This window comes from Occallatibacter gabretensis, assembly GCF_001449115.1.
GTDB lineage: Bacteria > Acidobacteriota > Terriglobia > Terriglobales > Acidobacteriaceae > Telmatobacter > Telmatobacter gabretensis.
Window position 1 is genome coordinate 828,007 of sequence record NZ_LAIJ01000009.1, and the last position, 19,742, is coordinate 847,748.

Annotated in this window: 19 protein-coding genes and 1 riboswitch; of the genes, 6 read left to right on the plus strand and 13 right to left on the minus strand. The window is 58.3% G+C overall.

The window, feature by feature from the left end; translation table 11 throughout:
• Positions 1 to 6: 6 nt before the first annotated feature.
• The 3 genes from VO84_RS09705 to VO84_RS09715 all read left to right on the plus strand — a co-directional run bounded on the left by VO84_RS09705 (position 7) and on the right by VO84_RS09715 (position 3,604).
• A complete protein-coding gene (locus VO84_RS09705) occupies positions 7 to 339 on the plus strand; it encodes a hypothetical protein (protein ID WP_058187443.1) in 333 nt (110 codons plus the stop codon).
• A gap of 82 nt (positions 340 to 421) precedes the next feature.
• Positions 422 to 1,720, plus strand: a complete 1,299-nt coding sequence (locus tag VO84_RS09710) for a hypothetical protein (RefSeq protein WP_231737863.1) — start codon at positions 422 to 424, stop codon at positions 1,718 to 1,720.
• A gap of 93 nt (positions 1,721 to 1,813) precedes the next feature.
• Positions 1,814 to 3,604, plus strand: a complete 1,791-nt coding sequence (locus tag VO84_RS09715) for a CRTAC1 family protein (RefSeq protein WP_408033311.1) — start codon at positions 1,814 to 1,816, stop codon at positions 3,602 to 3,604.
• A gap of 6 nt (positions 3,605 to 3,610) precedes the next feature.
• Here the strand turns inward: VO84_RS09715 and VO84_RS09720 are convergent, their stop codons facing one another.
• The gene (locus tag VO84_RS09720; protein WP_058187444.1) at positions 3,611 to 4,663 is read right to left on the minus strand and encodes a hypothetical protein; all 1,053 of its coding nucleotides are present in this window, start codon (positions 4,661 to 4,663) and stop codon (positions 3,611 to 3,613) included.
• A 266-nt stretch (positions 4,664 to 4,929) separates the two neighbouring features.
• Positions 4,930 to 5,026, plus strand: a riboswitch (TPP riboswitch).
• Positions 5,027 to 5,103: 77 nt separating this feature from the next.
• Between VO84_RS09720 and VO84_RS09725 the strand changes: the two genes are divergently transcribed.
• The 3 genes from VO84_RS09725 to pnuC are packed head-to-tail and all read left to right on the plus strand — an operon-like array spanning position 5,104 to position 9,170.
• Positions 5,104 to 7,413: a TonB-dependent siderophore receptor gene (locus VO84_RS09725; RefSeq protein WP_058187445.1), complete on the plus strand. Its 2,310-nt coding sequence runs from the start codon at positions 5,104 to 5,106 to the stop codon at positions 7,411 to 7,413.
• An 18-nt stretch (positions 7,414 to 7,431) separates the two neighbouring features.
• Positions 7,432 to 8,592: a phosphotransferase enzyme family protein gene (locus VO84_RS09730; protein WP_058187446.1), complete on the plus strand. Its 1,161-nt coding sequence runs from the start codon at positions 7,432 to 7,434 to the stop codon at positions 8,590 to 8,592.
• Entirely contained in the window at positions 8,589 to 9,170 is a 582-nt protein-coding gene (pnuC, locus tag VO84_RS09735; protein ID WP_058187447.1) for a nicotinamide riboside transporter PnuC, read from the plus strand. Before VO84_RS09730 ends, pnuC begins: the two co-directional genes overlap by 4 nt.
• Here pnuC and VO84_RS09740 read toward each other — a convergent pair.
• The 12 genes from VO84_RS09740 to VO84_RS09795 form a co-directional block, all read right to left on the minus strand.
• Complete coding sequence (locus VO84_RS09740; protein WP_231737865.1) at positions 9,167 to 10,198, minus strand: 2-hydroxyacid dehydrogenase; 1,032 nt, start codon at positions 10,196 to 10,198, stop codon at positions 9,167 to 9,169. The two genes, pnuC and VO84_RS09740, sit on opposite strands and share 4 nt — an antisense overlap.
• A complete protein-coding gene (locus VO84_RS09745) occupies positions 10,165 to 11,340 on the minus strand; it encodes a pyridoxal phosphate-dependent aminotransferase (protein WP_058187449.1) in 1,176 nt (391 codons plus the stop codon). The genes VO84_RS09740 and VO84_RS09745 overlap by 34 nt, the downstream gene beginning before the upstream one ends.
• An 82-nt stretch (positions 11,341 to 11,422) precedes the next feature.
• The gene (locus VO84_RS09750; RefSeq protein WP_058187450.1) at positions 11,423 to 12,100 is read right to left on the minus strand and encodes a 1-(5-phosphoribosyl)-5-[(5-phosphoribosylamino)methylideneamino]imidazole-4-carboxamide isomerase; all 678 of its coding nucleotides are present in this window, start codon (positions 12,098 to 12,100) and stop codon (positions 11,423 to 11,425) included.
• Complete coding sequence (gene hisF, locus VO84_RS09755; RefSeq protein WP_058187451.1) at positions 12,094 to 12,873, minus strand: imidazole glycerol phosphate synthase subunit HisF; 780 nt, start codon at positions 12,871 to 12,873, stop codon at positions 12,094 to 12,096. The genes VO84_RS09750 and hisF overlap by 7 nt, the downstream gene beginning before the upstream one ends.
• Positions 12,870 to 13,475, minus strand: coding sequence for an imidazole glycerol phosphate synthase subunit HisH (gene hisH / locus VO84_RS09760; RefSeq protein WP_058187452.1), 606 nt, complete (start codon positions 13,473 to 13,475; stop codon positions 12,870 to 12,872). Before hisH ends, hisF begins: the two co-directional genes overlap by 4 nt.
• A complete protein-coding gene (gene hisB / locus VO84_RS09765) occupies positions 13,475 to 14,074 on the minus strand; it encodes an imidazoleglycerol-phosphate dehydratase HisB (RefSeq protein WP_058187453.1) in 600 nt (199 codons plus the stop codon). The genes hisH and hisB overlap by 1 nt, the downstream gene beginning before the upstream one ends.
• The gene (hisC, locus tag VO84_RS09770) at positions 14,071 to 15,186 is read right to left on the minus strand and encodes a histidinol-phosphate transaminase (protein ID WP_058187454.1); all 1,116 of its coding nucleotides are present in this window, start codon (positions 15,184 to 15,186) and stop codon (positions 14,071 to 14,073) included. Before hisC ends, hisB begins: the two co-directional genes overlap by 4 nt.
• Positions 15,179 to 16,468, minus strand: coding sequence for a histidinol dehydrogenase (gene hisD / locus VO84_RS09775; protein ID WP_058187455.1), 1,290 nt, complete (start codon positions 16,466 to 16,468; stop codon positions 15,179 to 15,181). The genes hisC and hisD overlap by 8 nt, the downstream gene beginning before the upstream one ends.
• A gap of 13 nt (positions 16,469 to 16,481) precedes the next feature.
• On the minus strand, positions 16,482 to 17,357 hold the full coding sequence (hisG, locus tag VO84_RS09780) for an ATP phosphoribosyltransferase (RefSeq protein ID WP_231737866.1): 876 nt from the start codon (positions 17,355 to 17,357) through the stop codon (positions 16,482 to 16,484).
• Positions 17,347 to 17,697: a phosphoribosyl-AMP cyclohydrolase gene (hisI, locus tag VO84_RS09785; RefSeq protein ID WP_058187457.1), complete on the minus strand. Its 351-nt coding sequence runs from the start codon at positions 17,695 to 17,697 to the stop codon at positions 17,347 to 17,349. Before hisI ends, hisG begins: the two co-directional genes overlap by 11 nt.
• A 244-nt stretch (positions 17,698 to 17,941) precedes the next feature.
• On the minus strand, positions 17,942 to 18,775 hold the full coding sequence (locus VO84_RS09790; protein ID WP_157439815.1) for a DUF5666 domain-containing protein: 834 nt from the start codon (positions 18,773 to 18,775) through the stop codon (positions 17,942 to 17,944).
• A gap of 52 nt (positions 18,776 to 18,827) precedes the next feature.
• Positions 18,828 to 19,682 carry a tetratricopeptide repeat protein gene (locus VO84_RS09795; RefSeq protein ID WP_058187459.1) on the minus strand — a complete coding sequence of 285 codons (855 nt, stop codon included), beginning with the start codon at positions 19,680 to 19,682 and terminating at the stop codon, positions 18,828 to 18,830.
• Positions 19,683 to 19,742 lie beyond the last annotated feature (60 nt).

The window sequence follows — 19,742 nt, forward strand, 5'->3', positions numbered from 1 at the left end:
AGCCTTATGAAGCGGCTCTGGCTTGCGCTCACACTTGTTCTGCTGATGCTCGGCACACTCGTGCCTTGCGATGCGCTGTGCACCAGCGCGCATCAGCCGTCCACGCATGCCTGCTGCCGTCAAATCAGCCGCACGCCGGAAGTCAAAACCTGCTGCGCGCCGCGGCCTGCGCAGCAATCCGCGATTCCACAAGTGAGCCAGTTAGCCCCTGTGGCGGTCCATCTGCATGACTGCGCGCCGTCTATAGTCACGGCACTTCTTTCGCCCATCGTGCACCCCCGCCCACTCATGTTCCCCCCGGACGCCGCACCCGCACCACCTCTTGTTCTCCGAACCTGATACTCCGCAAACAGCACTCGAACTGCGCGGCCCATAGAGGTCCGTGCATGCGCTCATGTGCACGTTTCTCCGGAGGATTCCCTTGCGTTTGTTCTGTATTGCCGCACTTCTTGCAGCCTCGGTCTGCGTCCAAGGCCAGAATCAAGACCAGATGGGCATGAGCATGCCCATGAATATGCCTATGAACATGGGCGGACCTGCCAAATCTTTTACCGAAAATCTCCTGCGCCGCAACGCCGCCGGCACGGATCTTGAACCAGCGTCTTACTCGCCGCCCATGGTCATGCGCATGTCCGGCAACTGGATGCAGATGCTGCATGGCGAAGTCTCCGTCGTCGAACAGCAGCAGACAGGCCCGCGCGGCCATGACAAGCTCTTCAGCGTCAACTGGGCCATGCCCATGCTGCAACGCTCCTATGAGCACAGCGAGTTGACCCTGCGCGCCATGTTCAGCCTCGAACCAGCCACCATTAGCGGACGCTATTATCCAGAGCTCTTTCAGCAAGGGGAAACAGCCTTCGGCAAGCCGATCGTTGACGGCCAACACCCGCACAATCTCTTCATGGAGCTTGCCGCGTTGTACGACGCAAAGGCTGGCTCACACACCTTGCTCAGCCTGTACGGCGGCCCTGTTGGCGATCCAGCCCTCGGACCCGAGGCCTACCCGCATCGCGCCTCCATCGGCGACAATCCCCTAGCTCCTCTCGGTCACCACATGCAAGACTCCACGCACATTGCCTGGGATGTTCTCACGGGAGGCATCGCCATCGGCTCAGGATCCCGCGGCATCCGCATTGAAGCCAGCGGCTTTCATGGACGCGAACCAGGCGAAAATCGCTGGACCATCTATCAAGGCGCGCTCGACTCCTGGTCCACGCGGCTCAGTATCGCTCCGCACCGCGACTGGGCAGCACAATACTCCGTCGGCCATCTCCATTCGCCGGAGGCTGTTCATCCGGACGAAGACGTGCTGCGCCAGACCGCTTCCATCGCATGGCATCACACGCTCGGTCAGAACAATCTCAATGCAACCGCGGTCTGGGGACGTAATCACACCATCGGCACTCCCACAAACGAGAACAGTTATCTCCTCGAAGGCGCACTCAGCCTACGCGCAAAGCAAACCATCTGGATGCGCATCGAAAACGCCGACCGCACCTCTGACCTGCTTGGCGCAGATGCCCCATCTGAAGAGACCGTCATCGGTCGCGTGCAGGCCTATACCGGTGGATATGCGCATAGCATCTGGCACAATCACTGGAGCGCGGCTGAGCTTGGAGCACAAGGCACTGCATACGGCGTACCATCTTCGCTCACACCGATCTATAGCGCCCATCCCTTCGGCGTTGCCGCCGTGCTGCACTGGCGTATCGGCCATTAGCGGCCAGCCCTCCACCTTTCGATGGATATTGAGCAATAACAAATGGAATTTATACTTGCCGCCATGTTCAAGGGCACAACTCCAGCCGCATTGATGGCATTCCTTGGTCTGCTCACAGTCAGCCTCGCCGCCGCACAGTCAGAGGGCGCACAAGCCCCCGCCAAAAGCGGCCAGGAGACTGGCTCGCCGCACCCCGTGCAACTGGACGCGCAGCATCGGCCTATCACAGCAGGCGGTTTCGTCAAAGACGGCCCCGTCGTATTCGAAGACACCTCGGAAAAATCCGGCCTGACCAAATGGACCCATAAGATGGGTACGCCTGCAAAAGACTACATCGTCGAAACCAAAGGCTCCGGCGTGGCCCTGCTGGATTACGACAACGACGGCTGGATGGACATCTACATCGTGAATGGCTCGACATTTAAGGCCCTCGATGGCAAGGAGTCCGCACCTCACGCCGCGCTCTTCCACAACAATCACGACGGCACATTTACTGACGTTGCCTCCAAGGCCGGTGTAACCAATGACCGCTGGGGCTTTGGCGTAGCCATTGCCGACTATGACAACGACGGCTGGCCCGACATCTTTGTATCCAACTGGGGCGCTAACCGGCTCTTCCACAATAACCACAACGGAACATTTACCGACGTGGCAGGCAAGGCCGGCGTCGCGCTCAACGATCCTGCCGCGTGGCACTCAGGCGCAACCTGGGGCGATTATGACGGCGATGGTCGGCTCGACCTCTTCGTCGCCGGCTACCTTCACTACGACAAAAACAACCTGCCCGCCGCTGGCGGCGCAGGCGCGCCTAATGCATTCTGCACCTTCCGCGGCGAGCAGGTAAGCTGCGGCCCTCGCGGCCTCAAGGGCGAGGGCGATCATCTCTTCCATAACAACGGCGACGGCACATTCACAGACGTGAGTGAGAAAGCTGGCGTCTCTGACAAGCCCGGCTACTATGGCCTCGGCGCAGTCTTTGCCGATATCAACAATGACGGCAAACCCGACCTGCTCGTCGGCAACGACTCTACTCCGAACTATCTCTACCTCAACAAAGGCGACGACACATTTGAAGACGTAAGCTACGCCTCAGGCTTCGCTCTCAACTCAGCTGGCCGCGAAGTCGCATCCATGGGAATCGCCGTAGGCGACTACGAAAACAACGGCATGCTCGATGTCTTCGATACCTCATTTAGCGATGACTACAAGCCGCTTTATCACAATGAAGGCGACGCCAACCTCACTGACATCAGCTATCAGCTGGGCTTGGCCGAAATCTCCGTGCCTTTCCTTGGCTGGGGTGACGCTTTCTTCGACTACGACAATGACGGCTGGAAGGACCTGCTTTGGGCCAACGGTCACGTCTATCCGCAGGCCGATAAATACGCCTGGGGAACCACATGGGCGCAGCGGCCTATGCTCTTCCGCAACATCGGCGGAAAGAAGTTTGAGCCTGTGGCCGCCGTTGAAGGTTCTGGCCTTGCGCTCGTTATAGCCGGACGCGGCATGGCAGTAGGCGATCTCTTCAATGACGGCAAGATCGACGCCGTCATCAACGTGATGGATGGCCACCCAGTGCTGCTGCGCAACGTAAGCGCGGACAAAAATCACTGGATCGAGTTCAAGCTCATCGGTGGATCCAAAAGCCCACGCGATGCGGTCGGCGCAACCATCTACGTCAGCACGAGCGGTATCAAGCAGCGTAGCGATGTCATCAGCGGCGGAAGCTACCTTTCATCGAACGATCCGCGCCCGCACTTCGGCCTTGGCTCGGCCACCAGCATCGACTCCATCGAAGTTCACTGGCCCAGCAGTAAGGTCGAGCAGTTCTCCTCACCCAGCGTGGACCGCATTATCACACTGACTGAGGGTGGCGGCAAATAATCCCGTTTACTGCGATGAATGACTGTTTTCAGGGCTTTGATTTATCGAGCGGCTCTTCACCTTTTCATGCATAGAAAATGCTGCGTTGTTATATCCGCCGCGGACTCCGCAATCGGTCAGCCTGCAAGCTCCAGTAGGGTCGCCGAGTTGCACACCCTTGCTGCTGGGAATGATCTCAAAGACACATAGCTTGCCTTCATCGCCCTTCTCTTGTTCGGCGAAGAGCCCTGCGCGGCGATAGATTGCCGTACCCTCGCGATTGCATTCGTGTCCGTTATAAAACTCCAAGTGAACATCGAAATGGATGGATGTATCGGAGATGCGGCGGATATCGAGTGTGTCGGTCGATTGGTATTTATCGCCGGAAACATCGCCATTTTGAAATGTGTGTTCGTAACTTCCTTGAATCGCATCTATCGCTCGCTTTGCTTCTTCTGAATCCCCCGGTTCCGTAACAGAAGCGATCCAGGCATTCTTGCGCGCCAGTAAGTTCGCGGTGGATTGCGAAAAAGTTGTTCCGATGCATGCTCCAATATCCGACGCTGCATCGCAGGATTTTAGAATCTTCTGTTCTTCCACGCTCTTATCCAGGCGCGGTTCCCCAAGGTCTGCCACCTCCCAAACCAGTGCCCCCCACGTGTGCTCCTGCTCAGACAAGGTCTTGCTCGCGCACAGCGCTTCGGCAGCGCGGCTGTCGCCCACAAAACAGCGCGGAATATCATCGCCCCAAAAAGTTGCCTTTGATCGCAAGGCATAACTGTGTTCGAAGCTGGCTCCCGGCGTTTCGAAATAGGAACAATCCCCAGACCTTAGGCTCACGTTGATTTCCGAGACACTTGCGCTTGTCTTTTTCAAGGTTAGGGTGCATTTCTCTTCTTCTTTGTAGCCAAGGCGGACAATCGCCTGGGTTTCGCCTTCAATCAGAAGATCGCCTTTTGCATCACCATGAAATGTCCTGCCAAGCACTTCAAATGAGGCCTGGCATTGTGATCCTGCACAATCCGTCACGCTCAGCCCCGCACCCTCATAGCGCTCAGCGACACGTAGAGTAGGTGGCATTCGAACAAATCTTCCCCACTCGCCAGCCTATCCGCTGCTGGGCTCCTGCCCTGCCGCGGAAATGGACCATAGAATCACGCACGCGAGTCCAGCCGCTAAGCGATTCGTAAGAATCATGGGGTTGCCTCTACCAAACTTTCGGTAATCTTAGAAAATACTATCGAACCAGCATCGAACTGCCTTCTATTCTCGCCTTTGCCGAAGCACAAGTTCGCAAAAATAAGACACCCTATTTGCCCTCCGCCCACAAAAGTGTTTCAATCTTGTTATTGAAACAGGGGTGCTTCGCTATGAGCGGGGCTGAGAAATACCCTAGAACCCGATCCGGATAATACCGGCGTGGGAAGTTTCGGCCAAGCCTTTCAGGCAAGTCCACCGTTCCTTCTTAGCGGCATTCCAGCATGGGCGCTCTTGTTTCAGCAGAAACAAGAGGTGTCCACATGGGACGAAATCAGACCCGTAACCAGACCCAGGCCGCTCTCCGGCATACAATTCGTGGACTCGTCCTTGCCGCGCTCGCCGTTTGCCTTGCCCCGTCGCAAACTCCCGCTCCGCCACAGCAGCCCCAACAGCAAAAGCCACTGCCCCCCGTCACCACCACCGTTGAAGTCCACGCCGAAATCAAGGAAACCTACCGCCCCGACGCCGTCACCGTCGGCACGCTCAACGGAGCGCCTCTGCGCGAAACACCCCTCTCAGCCCTTATCGTCACGCAGCAGCTTCTCGCCGACCAGGACGCGCGCCTGCTCTCGGACGTGATCAAGAATGACGCTTCCATCGGCGAGGATTACGCGCCCGTCGGTTACTACGGCGATTATGAGATTCGCGGCTTCCCCATCGATCTAGCCACCGGCCTCCAGATCAATGGAATGACCATCGCTGGCGAACAGGATGTGCCGCTTGAAAACAAGGAACGCGTCGAGTTCCTCAAAGGCATCGCAGGCGTAGAGAGCGGCGTCACCACCGCAGGCGGCCTCATCAACTTTGTCACCAAGCGCCCCTCGCCCATCAAAGCCATAGACCTCGCCACGGATCATCGCGGCAGCGCCTTCGGAGACACCGATCTCGGCTGGCTCTTCGGCAGCGCTAAGCAAGTCGGCACGCGCTTCAATCTCGCTGGGGAGCGCATCGCCAGCTACGTCAACGGCGCCAACGGCTGGCGCGGCATGGGCGCGGGTGCGGCGGACTGGCATATCACTCCACTCATGAGCCTCAAGTCTGACTTTGAATATCAGCACAAGGTCGAGCGCTCCGTCTGCGGCTATCAGCTTCTCGGCGGCGACACCGTTCCCGACATCGACAACATTTCTCCATCGACGATGCTCGGCTATCAGCCCTGGGCCAAGCCCAACACCTTTGACACTTACAACACCAGCGTCCGGCTCGACCGCGATCTACCCCGCACCTGGCACGCCTTTGGTCAGGCCAGCTTCAGCCACTCGCTCATCGATGACAACGTGATCTATGCTTACGGCTGCGCTTATGAGACCGCTTGCTACTCGAGCGGCGGCAACTCGCCCGACTACTTCTTTGCGCCCGACGGCGGCTACGACATCTACGATTACCGCGATCCCGGTGAGCTCCGCATCGACGCACAGGCCGAGGGATTAGCCGTCGGCAAAGTACGCACCGGCCCCGTCACAAATGATCTCGCCTTCGGCGGCGAAATCTTCCGTCGCAGCGTACAGCAGCCCGGCTATTTCACACCGCAGAATCTCTCCTCGCCCGATGGCATCATTCAGGATGGCTCAGTCTACTCTTACATCGGCTCGGAAAATATCTATCAGCCTCTTGCATCGTTTCCAATCGAATCACCTGTGCAATCCGCCGGCCCGCGTCGCCTGTGGGAGGATGACCACCAGTCCGCACTCATCTTGCAGGATCGTCTTCATCTCCCCGGACACATCGATCTTCTCGCCGGAGGCCGCCTCGACTCTCTTCGCGATAACAACTATTCGCTCAACGCCACCGATCCCATCGACTATCCAACTCCCATCATCACCAATAAGCTCCTCTGGCTGCCCATTTACGCCGTCACATACACGCCAGTCAGCAGCCTCATGCTTTACGGCAACTACAGCGTCATGCTTTCGCTTGGCCCGCAGGCACCCTGGTGGGCCGGCAATTATTTTCTCGGGCCATACTTCACGCGCCAGGCGGAAATCGGCGCAAAATATGAGGCCGGCCAACGCCTGCTGCTTACCGGCGCACTCTTCCGCATGCGCGCGCCATTCTTTTATCCCAAAGGTAGCGACAACGGCGATGACCTCACCTTCGTCTCAGAAGGCCATGAAACGCACAGCGGTATCGAGGTCAACGCACAGGGCCGCGCCACGCGCTGGCTGCAGCTTACTGCATCCGCAGCCGCCATGCATGCCATGTCCAGTGACACCGGAACGCCCACCTTCGACAACAAGCAGGTCATTAATGCGCCGCGCGTTCGCACCGCGATCTTTGCTGACATGCTCATTCCACATATGAGGAATCTCCATCTAATGCCAGGTTGGAGTTATACCGCGCGCAAGGAGGCCACGCGAGACGATCTGGTCAGCGTGCCCGGCTATAACCTCTTCAACCTGGGCGCGCGCTACACACCCCATGGAGAGCAAGGCCATGTTACCCTTCGGCTTTATGCTGACAACATCACGGATAAACGCTACTGGAAGGACACTGGCGCAAGCCTCGGAGACACCTTCATCCATCTCGGCGCGCCAACAACCGTGCGCCTCTCCGCGCATTACACCTTTTAAGGAGCGCAATCGACATACATGAGCGCCACTGCAAATGCGCACGGACTTGACGGCAAGCTTGTTGCTCCCGACTGGCCTCCGCTCACACGCGATGAGGTACGCGATGTGCTGCGCCGTTTTGATTCGCTTGCCGGATCTGTGGAGCTGCTCAGCGTCAGCCCGCGCCCCTTCTCCGCCGCCAGCGTCGTACGTGTAGGCTCGCGTCGTGTCTTCGTAAAGCGCCATGCGCGCCAGGTGCGTGACGCCGCCTCTCTCGGCGTTGAGCATGCCTTCATGGCGCATCTCCGTGCCCAGAGAGCCAGCGTGCCGCTTGTGCTCGCAGATCGCAATGGCACAACCGCAATCGAGATCGATAACTGGACTTATGAAGTCCACGAGCTTCCCCGCGGCATCGATCTCTACGAGGAAGCCATCTCCTGGACTCCCTTCTTTTACACCGGTCATGCCCATTCCGCGGGTCGCGCGCTCGCGCAGTTGCACCTGGCCTCAGAGGGCTTTAGCGCGCCAGCTCGCGTGCACAGCCCACTCGTTGCAGGCTTCAGCATCTTCGCCGCTCACAATCCACTCACTGCATTGCAGTCGTACTTATCCACGCGACCCACTCTGAACGCATACCTGCAACACACATCCTGGATTGCCGAAGCAATGGATCTGCTCGCGCCCTTCTACTCCGAATTGCTGCCGCTGTTACCCGCGCTCACACCACTCTGGACGCATAACGATCTTCACCCCTCAAACCTCTTCTGGTCCGGACCCAGCTCAACCGCGCGCGCTACCGCCATTATTGATTTCGGCCTCTCCGATCGCACCACCGCTGTGCACGACCTGGCTCATGCCATCGAACGCAGCATGATTGGGTGGCTCGCACTTCTGCAGTCGCCCCACGTACCGCACCGCGTGCCCGTTCATCTCGATGATCTCTCCGCGCTGCTCGATGGATACAACTCCGTGCGGCCTCTCAGTCACGAGGAGCGCGCCGCACTTGCGCCACTCACCGCGCTCTGTCATGTCGAGTTCGCACTTTCAGAAGCCGATTATTTCCTCACCGTTCTGTACTCGGAAGATAAGGCCCGAATCGCCTGCGAGAGCTACCTGCTTGGCCACGCTCGCTGGTGGCGAGAAGCCGGCACAGCTCTACTGAACAAAATTCGTGCATGGGCTGAGGCTAAATCCGCATGATCGCTTATCTTCTCGCACACTGGCTTGAGTGGTTAGGCGTCATTACCACATGCCTCGGAATCTGGCTCACCACGCGACGCAATCTTCTCTGCTGGCCCATCACGCTTGCCGCGGACATCATTTATCTCGTCGTTTACTACCGTACCTTCCTCTTATCGGACACACTGCTGCAGGTTTTCTTCGTCGCCTTCACACTTTACGGGTGGTGGAACTGGCGTCGCGGAGTTCGCACCGATGGCGAAGTCCGCATCCAAAAGCTCATGCCATCCAGCGCCGTCATTGCCATCATTGTCGGAGCCATTGGCAGCGTTGTGCTCGGCTTCATCACGCAGCATCTGCACGCGGCCCTGCCCTGGCTCGACGCCCCCCTCGCCAGCTATAGCCTCGTCGCCAGCTATTGGCAGGCGCGCAAATATATCGCTAACTGGTGGCTCTGGATTGTGATTGATGTTCTTTACGTCGGCGAATACATCTACAAGAATCTGTGGCCCACAGCGCTGCTTTACGCACTTCTCGTCGCACTCGCTATCTTCGGCCTGCGCAGCTGGCGTCAGGCTCCCATCGCAGGAGCAGCTTAAATCGCCGCCTGCACCACGTTCTCGAGCGGCTCTCCCTGGATGTAGCGTTCCAGCTCCCCTGCAACCACCTTCAGAGCCCGCTGCATAAACCGCGGGCTCGACCCGCCAATATGCGGCGTAATGTACAGGTTTGGGCACTTCCATAGCGGATGTCCCTCAGGCAACGGCTCCGGATCAGTCACATCGATCGCCGCACGAATCCTGCCCGCATTCAGCGCCCCGACTAAAGCATCTGTCTGTACCACCGGTCCGCGCGCCGCATTCACCAGCAGCGCTCCCTGCTTCATCAGGCTCATCTCCCGCGCACCAATCAAACCATGCGACTCCGGAGTCAGCGGCAGAATCAGAATCACAATATCGGCATCCGGCAGAAGCGCGTCCAGCTCACTCACAGATTGCACCATCGGTTCCGTTCGCGCCGTCCGCGCCACACGCATCAGCTCTACATCGAACGGTGCGAGCATCCGCTCAATATCTTTGCCAATGGACCCATATCCAACCATCAGCACTTTTCTGCCCGCCAGTTCTTCCTGCATCACCGGCGGATAGATCGCTCCTTCGTCCGGATGCAGCCGCGCAAATAGCTCAGCCGCCTCTTTCCGCCGTTTCCAATTGCCGGAGGCCTGAATCTCGCAGTACAGCGGAACATACTTCAGCGATGTAAAGATCGCCGCTACCGTCCACTCGGCGGTTGCAACATTATGCGCTCCGCGTGCATTGCAGATCGTAACGTGTGGCCCAACAGTCTCCGGAATCCATTCCGTTCCCGCCATTAGCGAGAGCACCAGCTTCACACCGCGCAGATGCTGCCATATCTCCTTCGCGCGCGGTGTCAGCGCATCGGGAATCCACACATCTAGATTCACGTCGTGGTCCAGCCCCGCTTCAAGCGGAACCATCTCCGCGCCCACTGGCATCCCACTCAGCAGGCTCGCATCAATTCTCGCTGGATAGCCAACTCTCACCATCGATCCGTGCAGCTCCCTCTGCGGGTCTATCGAAGAAACTTCCGAAGCACATCCACGCACGCTTCAATCTCCGTCACCGGAATTGCATAGCCGAACCGCAAGTGCCCTTCGCCTTGTGCGCCAAAGACTGATCCCGGAATAGTGGCGATGTGCGCCTTTTCAAGCAGTATCTGCGCGGCCACTCGGCTATTCTTGTCAATCTTTTCCGCACTCGGAAAAGCATAAAAAGCCCCTGCCGGTGGCGCGCACTCAAGGCCTACTTCATTCAGCGCTCCCACCAGCAGATCGCGCCGCTTACGATATTCTTCGCGCGTCGCTGCAATTCTTTCCTCTGGCGTCTTCAGCGCCTCTACCATTGCGTACTGAACAAACGTCGTCACGCCATTCGTAGAATAAAGCACGATCTTCTTGAGCGCCGACATGAACGGTTCCTTCGCAACCGCGTATCCGCCACGCCAGCCCGTCATGCCATACGATTTCGAAAATGTGTAACAGGTAATCGTGCGCTCGGCCATGCCTGGCAGCGACGCAATCGAAAAATGCTCGCCATCGTACACCAGGTCCTCGTATGCCTCGTCTGCAATCACAACCAGATCGCGCTCAATGGCAAACGCTGCAACTTCTTCCGCCTCCGCACGCGTAAACACCAGCCCGCTCGGATTCTGCGGCGTGTTGTAGTAAACCGCCCGCGTCTTCTCCGTGGCAAACTGCTCCAGCGTCTCGCGAATCCCATTGCGCCGCGCCGTCACGGAAGGCACAAGCAGAGGCCGCGCCTGCGTTCCTGTGATCAGATCAGCGATCGGCGTCCAGTACGGCGAAAACACAAGACAGTCGTCGCCGGGGTCCAGCACGCTCTGAAATGTTGCATACAGCGCCTGTGATCCGCCCACCGTGGCAATCACTTCATCTTCCGTCGCCTGAATTTTGTTCTTGCGCGACAGCTTTTCCACCAGCGCGCGTCGCAGCGGCGCAATCCCGGAAGATGGCGCATAATGCGTCTGATTCTCTACCAGCGCGCGTACCGCAGCAAACTTGATCTCGTCCGGCGTTTCAAAGAAAGGCTCGCCTCCGTGCAGCGAATACACCGTTTGTCCTTCAGCGCGTATCGCTATCACCTTGTTGCGAATTTGCACAATATCCGAGAAACCCACTTCATCCAGCCGGCGTGCAAGCCGAATTCCGCTTTGCCTGGTAGTAGTCATCGCCCCGCCTTTCTATCTATTTCTTGTACTTTCAGAATAGCCGACAGATCGTCTTCACACGCACTCGCCGTGGTGCACGCTGTCACACCGCAAGCAGCTCTGTGTATACCGCCATGCCCACCACCGCGTCCACTCCCAATGCATCCAGCGCATCCACTTCCTGCTGCGACCGGATTCCACCCGCTACAATCAGCTGCCGCTCAGTCAGCTTACGCAGCCGCTCTGCCACATCGTACGGGAAGCCTTGCATCATCCCTTCGCCATCCACATGCGTATACAGAAACGCCGACGCATATTTCTCGAGTGCGGGAATCGCCGCATCCGGCGTCAGATCCACATTTGCCTTCCAGCCCTTCACCGCAATGCGCCCATTCTTCGTGTCAATGCCTGCCACAATTCGCTCCGCACCCAGCACATCTGCCAATTCCGCGCCAAACGCTGCATTCACAGATCCCTCCTCTGTGAACAGCGCCGATCCTACGATGACGCGTCTTGCGCCTGCATTGAGAAGCTGCTTCCCGCGCTCTGCACTTCGCACTCCGCCGCCCACCTGGCACGGCAGCCGCTTGCATATCTGCTCAACCAGCTCCGCATTCTCGCCCTGCCGCATCGCTGCATCCAGATCGATGAGCTGCACCAGTGGAAAGCGCGAAAATTTCTCGATCCAATATTCAAAATCATCAAAGGCAAGGCGCAACTTTTCGCCCCGCACAAGCTGAACAATGCGCCCACCCAGCAAATCAATCGAAGGAATCAGCATGGCAGCCTCATGGAAATCCCCGCCTGTGCAAGCTCTTCTTTAAGCGATCGCGCACTCTTGACACCAAAGTGAAAGATGCTCGCAGCCAGTGCCGCATCCGCTTTGCCATGTGTAAACACATCCGCAAAGTGCCCAACGGTTCCCGCTCCGCCTGAAGCGATCACGGGAATCCGCACCGCCTCGCTCACTGCGGCTGTCAGCTCACAGTCAAAGCCTGCGCGCGTGCCGTCTGAATCCATTGAGGTCAGCAGAATCTCGCCTGCTCCGCGCGCCTCGGCCTCGCGCGCCCACTCCACAACCTTGCGCCCGGCAGCCTTGCGGCCGCCCTGCACATACACCTGGGCTTCGCGCACAGGATCAGCAGCCTCTGGATCACGCCTGGCGTCAATCGCCACAACCACCGCCTGTGATCCAAAGCTGCGCCCAATCGCCGTAATCAACTCAGGGTTTGCCAGAGCCGCGGAGTTGATACTGACCTTGTCCGCGCCCGCCTCAAAAACCTGTTCCGCATCCTGCACAGTGCGGATACCCCCGCCAACGGTGAACGGAACAAATAACTCTCGCGCAGTACGGCTCACCGTATCGAGCAATGTCTGCCGTCCCTCATGCGTCGCCGTAATATCCAGCAGCACAATCTCGTCTGCACCCTCACGCGCATGGCGCGCGGCAAGCTGCGCTGGATCACCCGCGTCCACCAGATCCACAAACTGCACACCCTTCACCACGCGGCCCGCGTGCACATCGAGACACGCAATAATGCGCCTCGTAATCATCGCGCTATCTCCAGGAAATTACGCAAAATTTTCAACCCCGCCTCGCCTGATTTCTCCGGATGAAACTGCACACCCATCACACTGCCGCGTTCCACCGCCGCAGCAAACGGCTCCATATATTCCGTCGTAGCTGCGGTATTCGCAGTTACAGGTGCTTTGTACGCATGTGTAAAGTACACAAACTCGCCCGGCGTGATTCCCTCCAGAAGACGTGACCCCACTCGCGGAACAATTGAGTTCCATCCAACGTGCGGCACCTTCTCAGCGCCATCCGAAAACCGCGTGCACGATTCCGAAAAGTGCCCCAGACCCGCATGGTCCGGCGCTTCCGTCGACCCCGCATAAAGCCACTGCATTCCCACACAGATGCCAAGAAATGGTATGCCGCGCGCAATCGCCGCGCGAACAGCATCTGTCATTCCCATCGCATCCAGCCGCTCCGTCGCCGCAAAGTGCCCCACGCCTGGCATCACAATTCGTTCCGCATTTTCGATCGAGGCCGTGTCGCCATCAGTAATAATCACTTCTGCGCCGAGGTGCTTAAGCGCCTTCAGCGCAGAGGTCAGATTTCCCGCCTTGTAATCAATAACCGTTGCGCGCATCACAGCAAACCCTTCGTGCTCGGCAGCATCTCGCCTAACTGCTTGTCCCTGCTGCACGCTACGCGCAGCGCTCGCGCAAAAGCCTTGAAGATCGCCTCGATCTTGTGATGATTCGATCGCCCGTACATTGTCTTCACATGCACATTCGCACGAGCGCCCCGCGCAAAGCCTTCAAAGAAATCCGTCACCAGCTCGCTCTGCAGATCTCCCACCATACGCGTCCGAACCTTCGTATCAACGGCAAATGCGGTTCGCCCGCTCAGATCGACAGCCGCAATCGCCAGCGTTTCATCCATCGGCATCACAAAGTAGCCCGCGCGCAGAATTCCGCGCTTGTCACCCAGCGCGCGGTCAAATGCCTCGCCCAGTGCAATACCCACATCTTCCACCGTGTGATGCTGATCCACATCCAGATCGCCGTCACACTTCAGGTCGAGATCGAACGCTCCATGCCGTGTAAACAGCTCCATCATGTGATCGAAGAAGCGAATCCCCGTAGCCACCTTGTATTGCCCTGAACCTTCAATCACCAGCCGGATCGCTATCTTCGTCTCTGTCGTGTTGCGCGCAAACTCCGCAGTGCGCTTCTTATCGCTCATCGCGTCACTCCACCCAATTTGATCGTCTCCTTTGCTTCTTCGATCGCTACAACTGCACGCCGCATCTGCTCGCGCGTGCCCATCGTAATGCGCACGCATCCATCGCATCCCGGATCGCTTGACCTGTCACGCACCAGAACGCCTTCTGCATTCATGCGTTGCACAAACTCCTCATGCCGCGCGCCAATCTCAACCAGAACAAAATTTGCCCAACTCGGCCAGCGCCGAACCCCCATCGCATCCAGCACGGCTTCGAACTCAGCACGCGCTGCCAGAACTTCTGCAACGTAGTTATCGAGATATTCCCTATCATCCAATGCAGCAGGCAGGCACGCCAGCGCCACCTGATTCACGCTGTAGGGCGAAAGCACCCGTCGAATCCAGCGCATATTCTCCACACCGCTCGCCAGCAACCCCACGCGCAGCCCGGCCAACCCGTAGGCCTTCGAAAATGTGCGTGCCACCACCAGATTCGGCAGCTCACCAAGCATATCCATCACCGTCTCGCCATAGAAGTGGAAATAGGCTTCATCCACAAGCACGATTGCATGCCGCGCGCGCTCGGCGATCGCCACAATCTGTTCGCGCGTCGCCACCGATCCAGCTGGACTATTCGGATTCGCAATGGCGATCATCTTCGTCCGCGGCGTAATCGCCGCAACCAGCCGTTCGAATGGAAATGCAAGATCACCTTCCGCCTGCACCGCCACAATCTTCGCGTCAGTCGCGGATGCGTACACCTCATACATCGTGTACGTCGGCACAGGAAGCAGCAATTCGTCTCCGGCATCGAGGAACGCCTCAAAGAGCACATGAATCGCCTCATCCACGCCATTCGTCAGCGCAACATTTTCCGGATCCAAACCAAGGTGCCCCGCAACAATCGCCTCAACCGGCCCACGCTCCGGATACCGGGTCAGATTCTCAGTCGAGATGCGCGCCAGCACCTCACGCACAGCAGGCGAACAGGCCACCGTGTTCTCGTTGAAATCCAACCGCAGCCTGTCACGGCTGCCCAGCGGCGGATGATACTCCTTCATCGCCTGCACACGCGCACGCGCCTTCGGAAATACATGCGCCTCTGCGGATATAGAAGCAGGGAACTCAGCCATTCGTCTTCCTCCCGCGCGACACGTTCTTCAATCTCACCCGCACAGCCTCAGCATGCGCCGTCAATCCCTCAGCCTCCGCCAGCAACACAGCCTTAGGTCCCAGTTCGCGAATCGCATCACCGTCGTACTCCTGCACCGTGATCAACTTCACAAAATCATTCACGCTCAGTCCACCACGCACACGCGCCTGCCCGCCGGTAGGCAGCGTATGGTTCGGTCCGGAGATGTAATCTCCCATCGGCTGCGCACTCCATCGCCCCACAAACACTGATCCAGCATTCCGCACCCAAGCAAGATCTTCCACCGAATCCACGGTCAGGTGCTCCGGCGCAATGCGATTCGTAAGCCCACGTGCTTCTTCAAGCGACGCGGCAACAATCACCACACCATTCCGCTTCAGTGCCTCACGCGCAACTGTATTCGTTCGCGTCCGCACCTTCGTCTCCGCAATCACGTCTTTTGCAAGAGCCTTGCGCGTTGTAATAAAAACCGCCAACGCCTCCGGATCATGCTCCGCCTGCGCCACAAGATCGGAAGCAATCTCCACCGCCGTCCCGTGTTCGCTTGTCACCAAAATCTCTGTGGGCCCCGCAAGCATATCAATCGCGCAATCAAACGCAACCTCACGCTTGGCCGCGGTGACATACAAATTTCCAGGCCCCACAATCTTGTCGACACGCGCAATGCTTTCCGTACCATATGCAAGCGAAGCAATCGCATGTGCGCCGCCCACGCGATAGAATTCGGTGATACCCAGCAGATGTGCCGCAGCCAGCGTCTCTCGCGCAGGCTTCGCCGATACCGCCACAATCCGCGTCACACCCGCCACCTGTGCCGGAATTGCCGTCATCAGCAAAGTGGACGGCAGCGGATGCCTTCCGCTCGGCACATAACATCCCACCGCTTCCAGCGGACGCACAAGCTGCCCGGTCGTCAGCCCTGCAATTGACGTGTTCTTCCACGACTGCGGCATCTGTCTCTCTGCAAATCCGCGAATCTGCCCCGCAGCCGTAGTCAACGCCGCACGCATTTCCGCGTCGCAAGCCTCCCACGCAGCAGCCATCTCATCCTGGCCGATGCGGAGCTCGTCAGCATCGACAAGCCCATCCAATTTCTTCGCATATCGCAGCAGCGCGTGGTCGCCATCGCGCCGTACATCAGCCACAATGCGGCGCACCGCGGGCAAGACACCATCCAGCGATGTCCCGCCCCGCCTCTCAAGCGCCGCAATCGTATCCCCGGCCTTGCGTGCGCCGCGCCCGGTTGTTTGTATCAGCTTCATCACAGCACAACCCCTAAAGCACAACTTTATTCAGCGGATACTCTACAATCCCCGTAGCCTGCGCCGCCTTCAATCGCGGAATCACATCGCGCGCCACGCGGTCTTCCAGAATCGTGTTCACCGCCACCCACTCCGCATCGTTCAACTGCGAAACCGTCGGAGAGTTTAACGATGGCAGCACTGCAAGTACCGCGTTCAGGTTGTCCTTCTTTACATTCAGCATCAGGCCCACCTGCGACTGAGCATCAATTGCCCCGCGCAGCATCAGCGCCAGCGACTCTAGCTTTTCCTTCTTCCACGCATCGGTCAGCGCTGCCTTGCTCGCAATGAAATGCGTTTCGCTCTCCATCACCGTATCAATAATCTTTAGATGGTTTGCCTTGAGCGAGCTGCCCGTCTCCGTCACTTCCACAATCGCATCAGCCAGCATGGGCGGCTTCACTTCCGTCGCGCCCCAGCTGAACTCTACCTTCACATTTACGCCCTTGCTTGCAAAGTACCGCTTGCTCACTTCGACCAGTTCTGTCGCAATGATCTTGCCTTCCAGGTCTTCAGCCTTTTCAAAGCCTGAGTTCTCTGGAACCGCCAGCACCCAGCGCACCTTGCGCCTGCTCTGCTTCGCATAAGTCAGCGTGGTCACGCTCGTTACATTCAGGCCGCTCTCCACCACCCAGTCAATACCCGTCAGCCCCGCATCCAGTACGCCGTGATCCACATAGCGCGCCATCTCCTGCGCGCGAATCAACATGCACTCAATCTCGCTGTCGTCAATCGTAGGAAAATACGACCGCCCATCCGCATAGATATTCCAGCCCGCGCGCTTGAACAGCGCAATCGTCGCATCCTGCAAGCTTCCCTTGGGAATTCCGAGTCTCAGCTTATTTGCCACTTGCGGCCTCCGTCTTCTCTGCATCCAGTGCAATCGATCGTGTAAAGCAGCTCACCGTGCCCTCGTGGCACACAAGGCCGTCGCCTTCCACCTCCACGCGAAAAAGCAGCGTGTCGTTGTCGCAATCGGTCGAAGCCGAGATGATCCGCAGCCTGTTCCCGCTCGTCTCACCCTTCATCCACAGCTTCTGGCGCGTCCTGCTCCAGAAGGTTACAAAACCTGTCTCCAGTGTCTTTGCATAACTTGTGGGATTCAGAAATCCCAGCATAAGCACTTCACCCGTCTGCGCGTCCTGCACAATGCCGGGCGCCAGTCCATCCATCTTCTCGAAATCGATCATGACCCTGTCTCTATCGTGGTTTGAGTTGCGTGGACAAAAGAAAAAGCCCGTCGGCGTTTTGCCGGCGGGCTTGCTGGTCTTACTTGAATCTCTGGCGCTTTACTTCAGGCCATAGCAGTCCGCCGACATGGAGTGTCCATGATGATGATGGCGGTGATGGTTGAAGCTCTGCATCTGTCAGTTACAGTACGATGGGTTCGCGGGGCATGTCAACTCATCTGGCCCGCTTTACCAAATCTTCAAACTACTGCGGAGGCCCCTGCGCGGGCGGGCCGCCTGCTGGCCCCGGCCCACCGCCTGGCCCCTGACCCATGACAGACACTGCCGTGGCCACAAACGCGCCGCCCTTCACAGCACCTTCCACGCGGACTGTGTCGCCCACCTGCACATCGGCCAGCGTAATCGGATCGCGCCGTTTGCGGAAAGTCGTGTTCTCATCGGCCATAAACGCATGTGAGGCATGGTCCACGCCACTCTCAATCGTCACCTTCGTCTCATTCACTGCGGTCACGCGCCCCGCCAACCATGTCTTGCCAAAGTTGGCTTCCATCTCGCGCATCTGCTTCACGCGCTCCGGGTCCAGCTGCATCACCATCACGGCGCCCACGGATTTGGCCGCGTCATCAATCTCGCCGCCGGCCACAATAATGTCGCCTACCTTGATGTCCGTAGCTTTGATCGCAATCGGTGGATCCATCTGCCGTCCACCCGAGCCGTCGCGTCCGCCATTGCCGCCGCCGCGTGTAGCTCCTGCGCCTGGCTGCCCATCACTCGCCGCGCCAGCGGGTCGCGGAACACTCTTCACGATCCGCGTATTTGCGCTGAAATGTACGGTATAAATCTCGCCCGCTTCGTTCTTCACCAGGAAATGGTCAGCCGCAACTCCCGTGACGGTTCCCGTCACGCCGCGGCCCATCTGGCCCATGCCTCTGCCACGCCCCTGCCCATAGCCCCCACCCTGACCTTGCTGGGGGGAAGCGCCCGCATCCTGCTGAGCCACTGCAGCAGCGCCGGTAGCAAGCGCCAACGCCACTATTCCAAACGCAAAAACGGGCACACTACACAAACGGAATCTCATCGTCTTTCTCCTACATGAGAATAGACGCGCAAATCCGATTCGCAGACGACGCCTACCTCTGGCTTTGGTTCTGTTCCATCATCATTGCCTGAAAAGCCGGCATGTCGCGCAACCCAGTAAACTGTTCATCCTCAGAAATCTTCTTCGGGTTTGTGAATCCCTCGTTCAGGGCCATCCGCAGATACTCAATCGCCTGCACCTTCGCGCCCGTCAACATGCAGCCTCTGGCCATGTAGTAGTTCATCGCCCCACGATCCTGCGTAGCGGTCGGATTCTCAATCCGCACTCCCGCCGCGTGAGAAAAGACCGTCGGATCGATCGCCAGCGCGGCCCGGTATTCCTCCCACCCCTTCTTGTACTTATGGTCGGAAAGATACGCCGTTCCCAGATTTTTATGGAAGAGCGGCGAGGTCGGATCCAGCTTCACCGCCTTGCGGTACTCCTTTTCCGCATCGTTAAACCGCCGTGCCGATACCGCTATGGATCCGATGTTATTTACAACGGAAGCATTCTTCGGCTCCAGATGGTGCGCAACGTCATAGCAGCGCAGCGCCTCCGCGTTGATGTAAAGCAACTGATAGGCGATTCCCATCTTGTTCCACACCGCGGCTGAGTCCTGCGGCGCATGCTTAAATGCCTCAATCGCCGCTTGATACCGCTGATGTGCCATCAGCGCGTCGCCCTCGCTCTCAGCCGGGCTCTGCACCGGCGTGGCCGCGCGCGCGGCCACACCAGTGCCGCTGCTCTGCTGCGTTGAGGTTGCGTAGGAAATGGTAGCCATCGCAGCGCCCGCGCCGCTCGCCGTCTCTTCTTCTGGCGGCTGGCTCCAGGCCGTCAGGGACACCACACCAAGCACTGCCAACGCCGGCAGCGCCACCCTGCAAAGAAAAACCCGTGATTTTGCCATGGCTTCCTCCTGGCTTCTGAAGGAACGCGAGAAATTATAGTCCTATTCACATTCCATTCG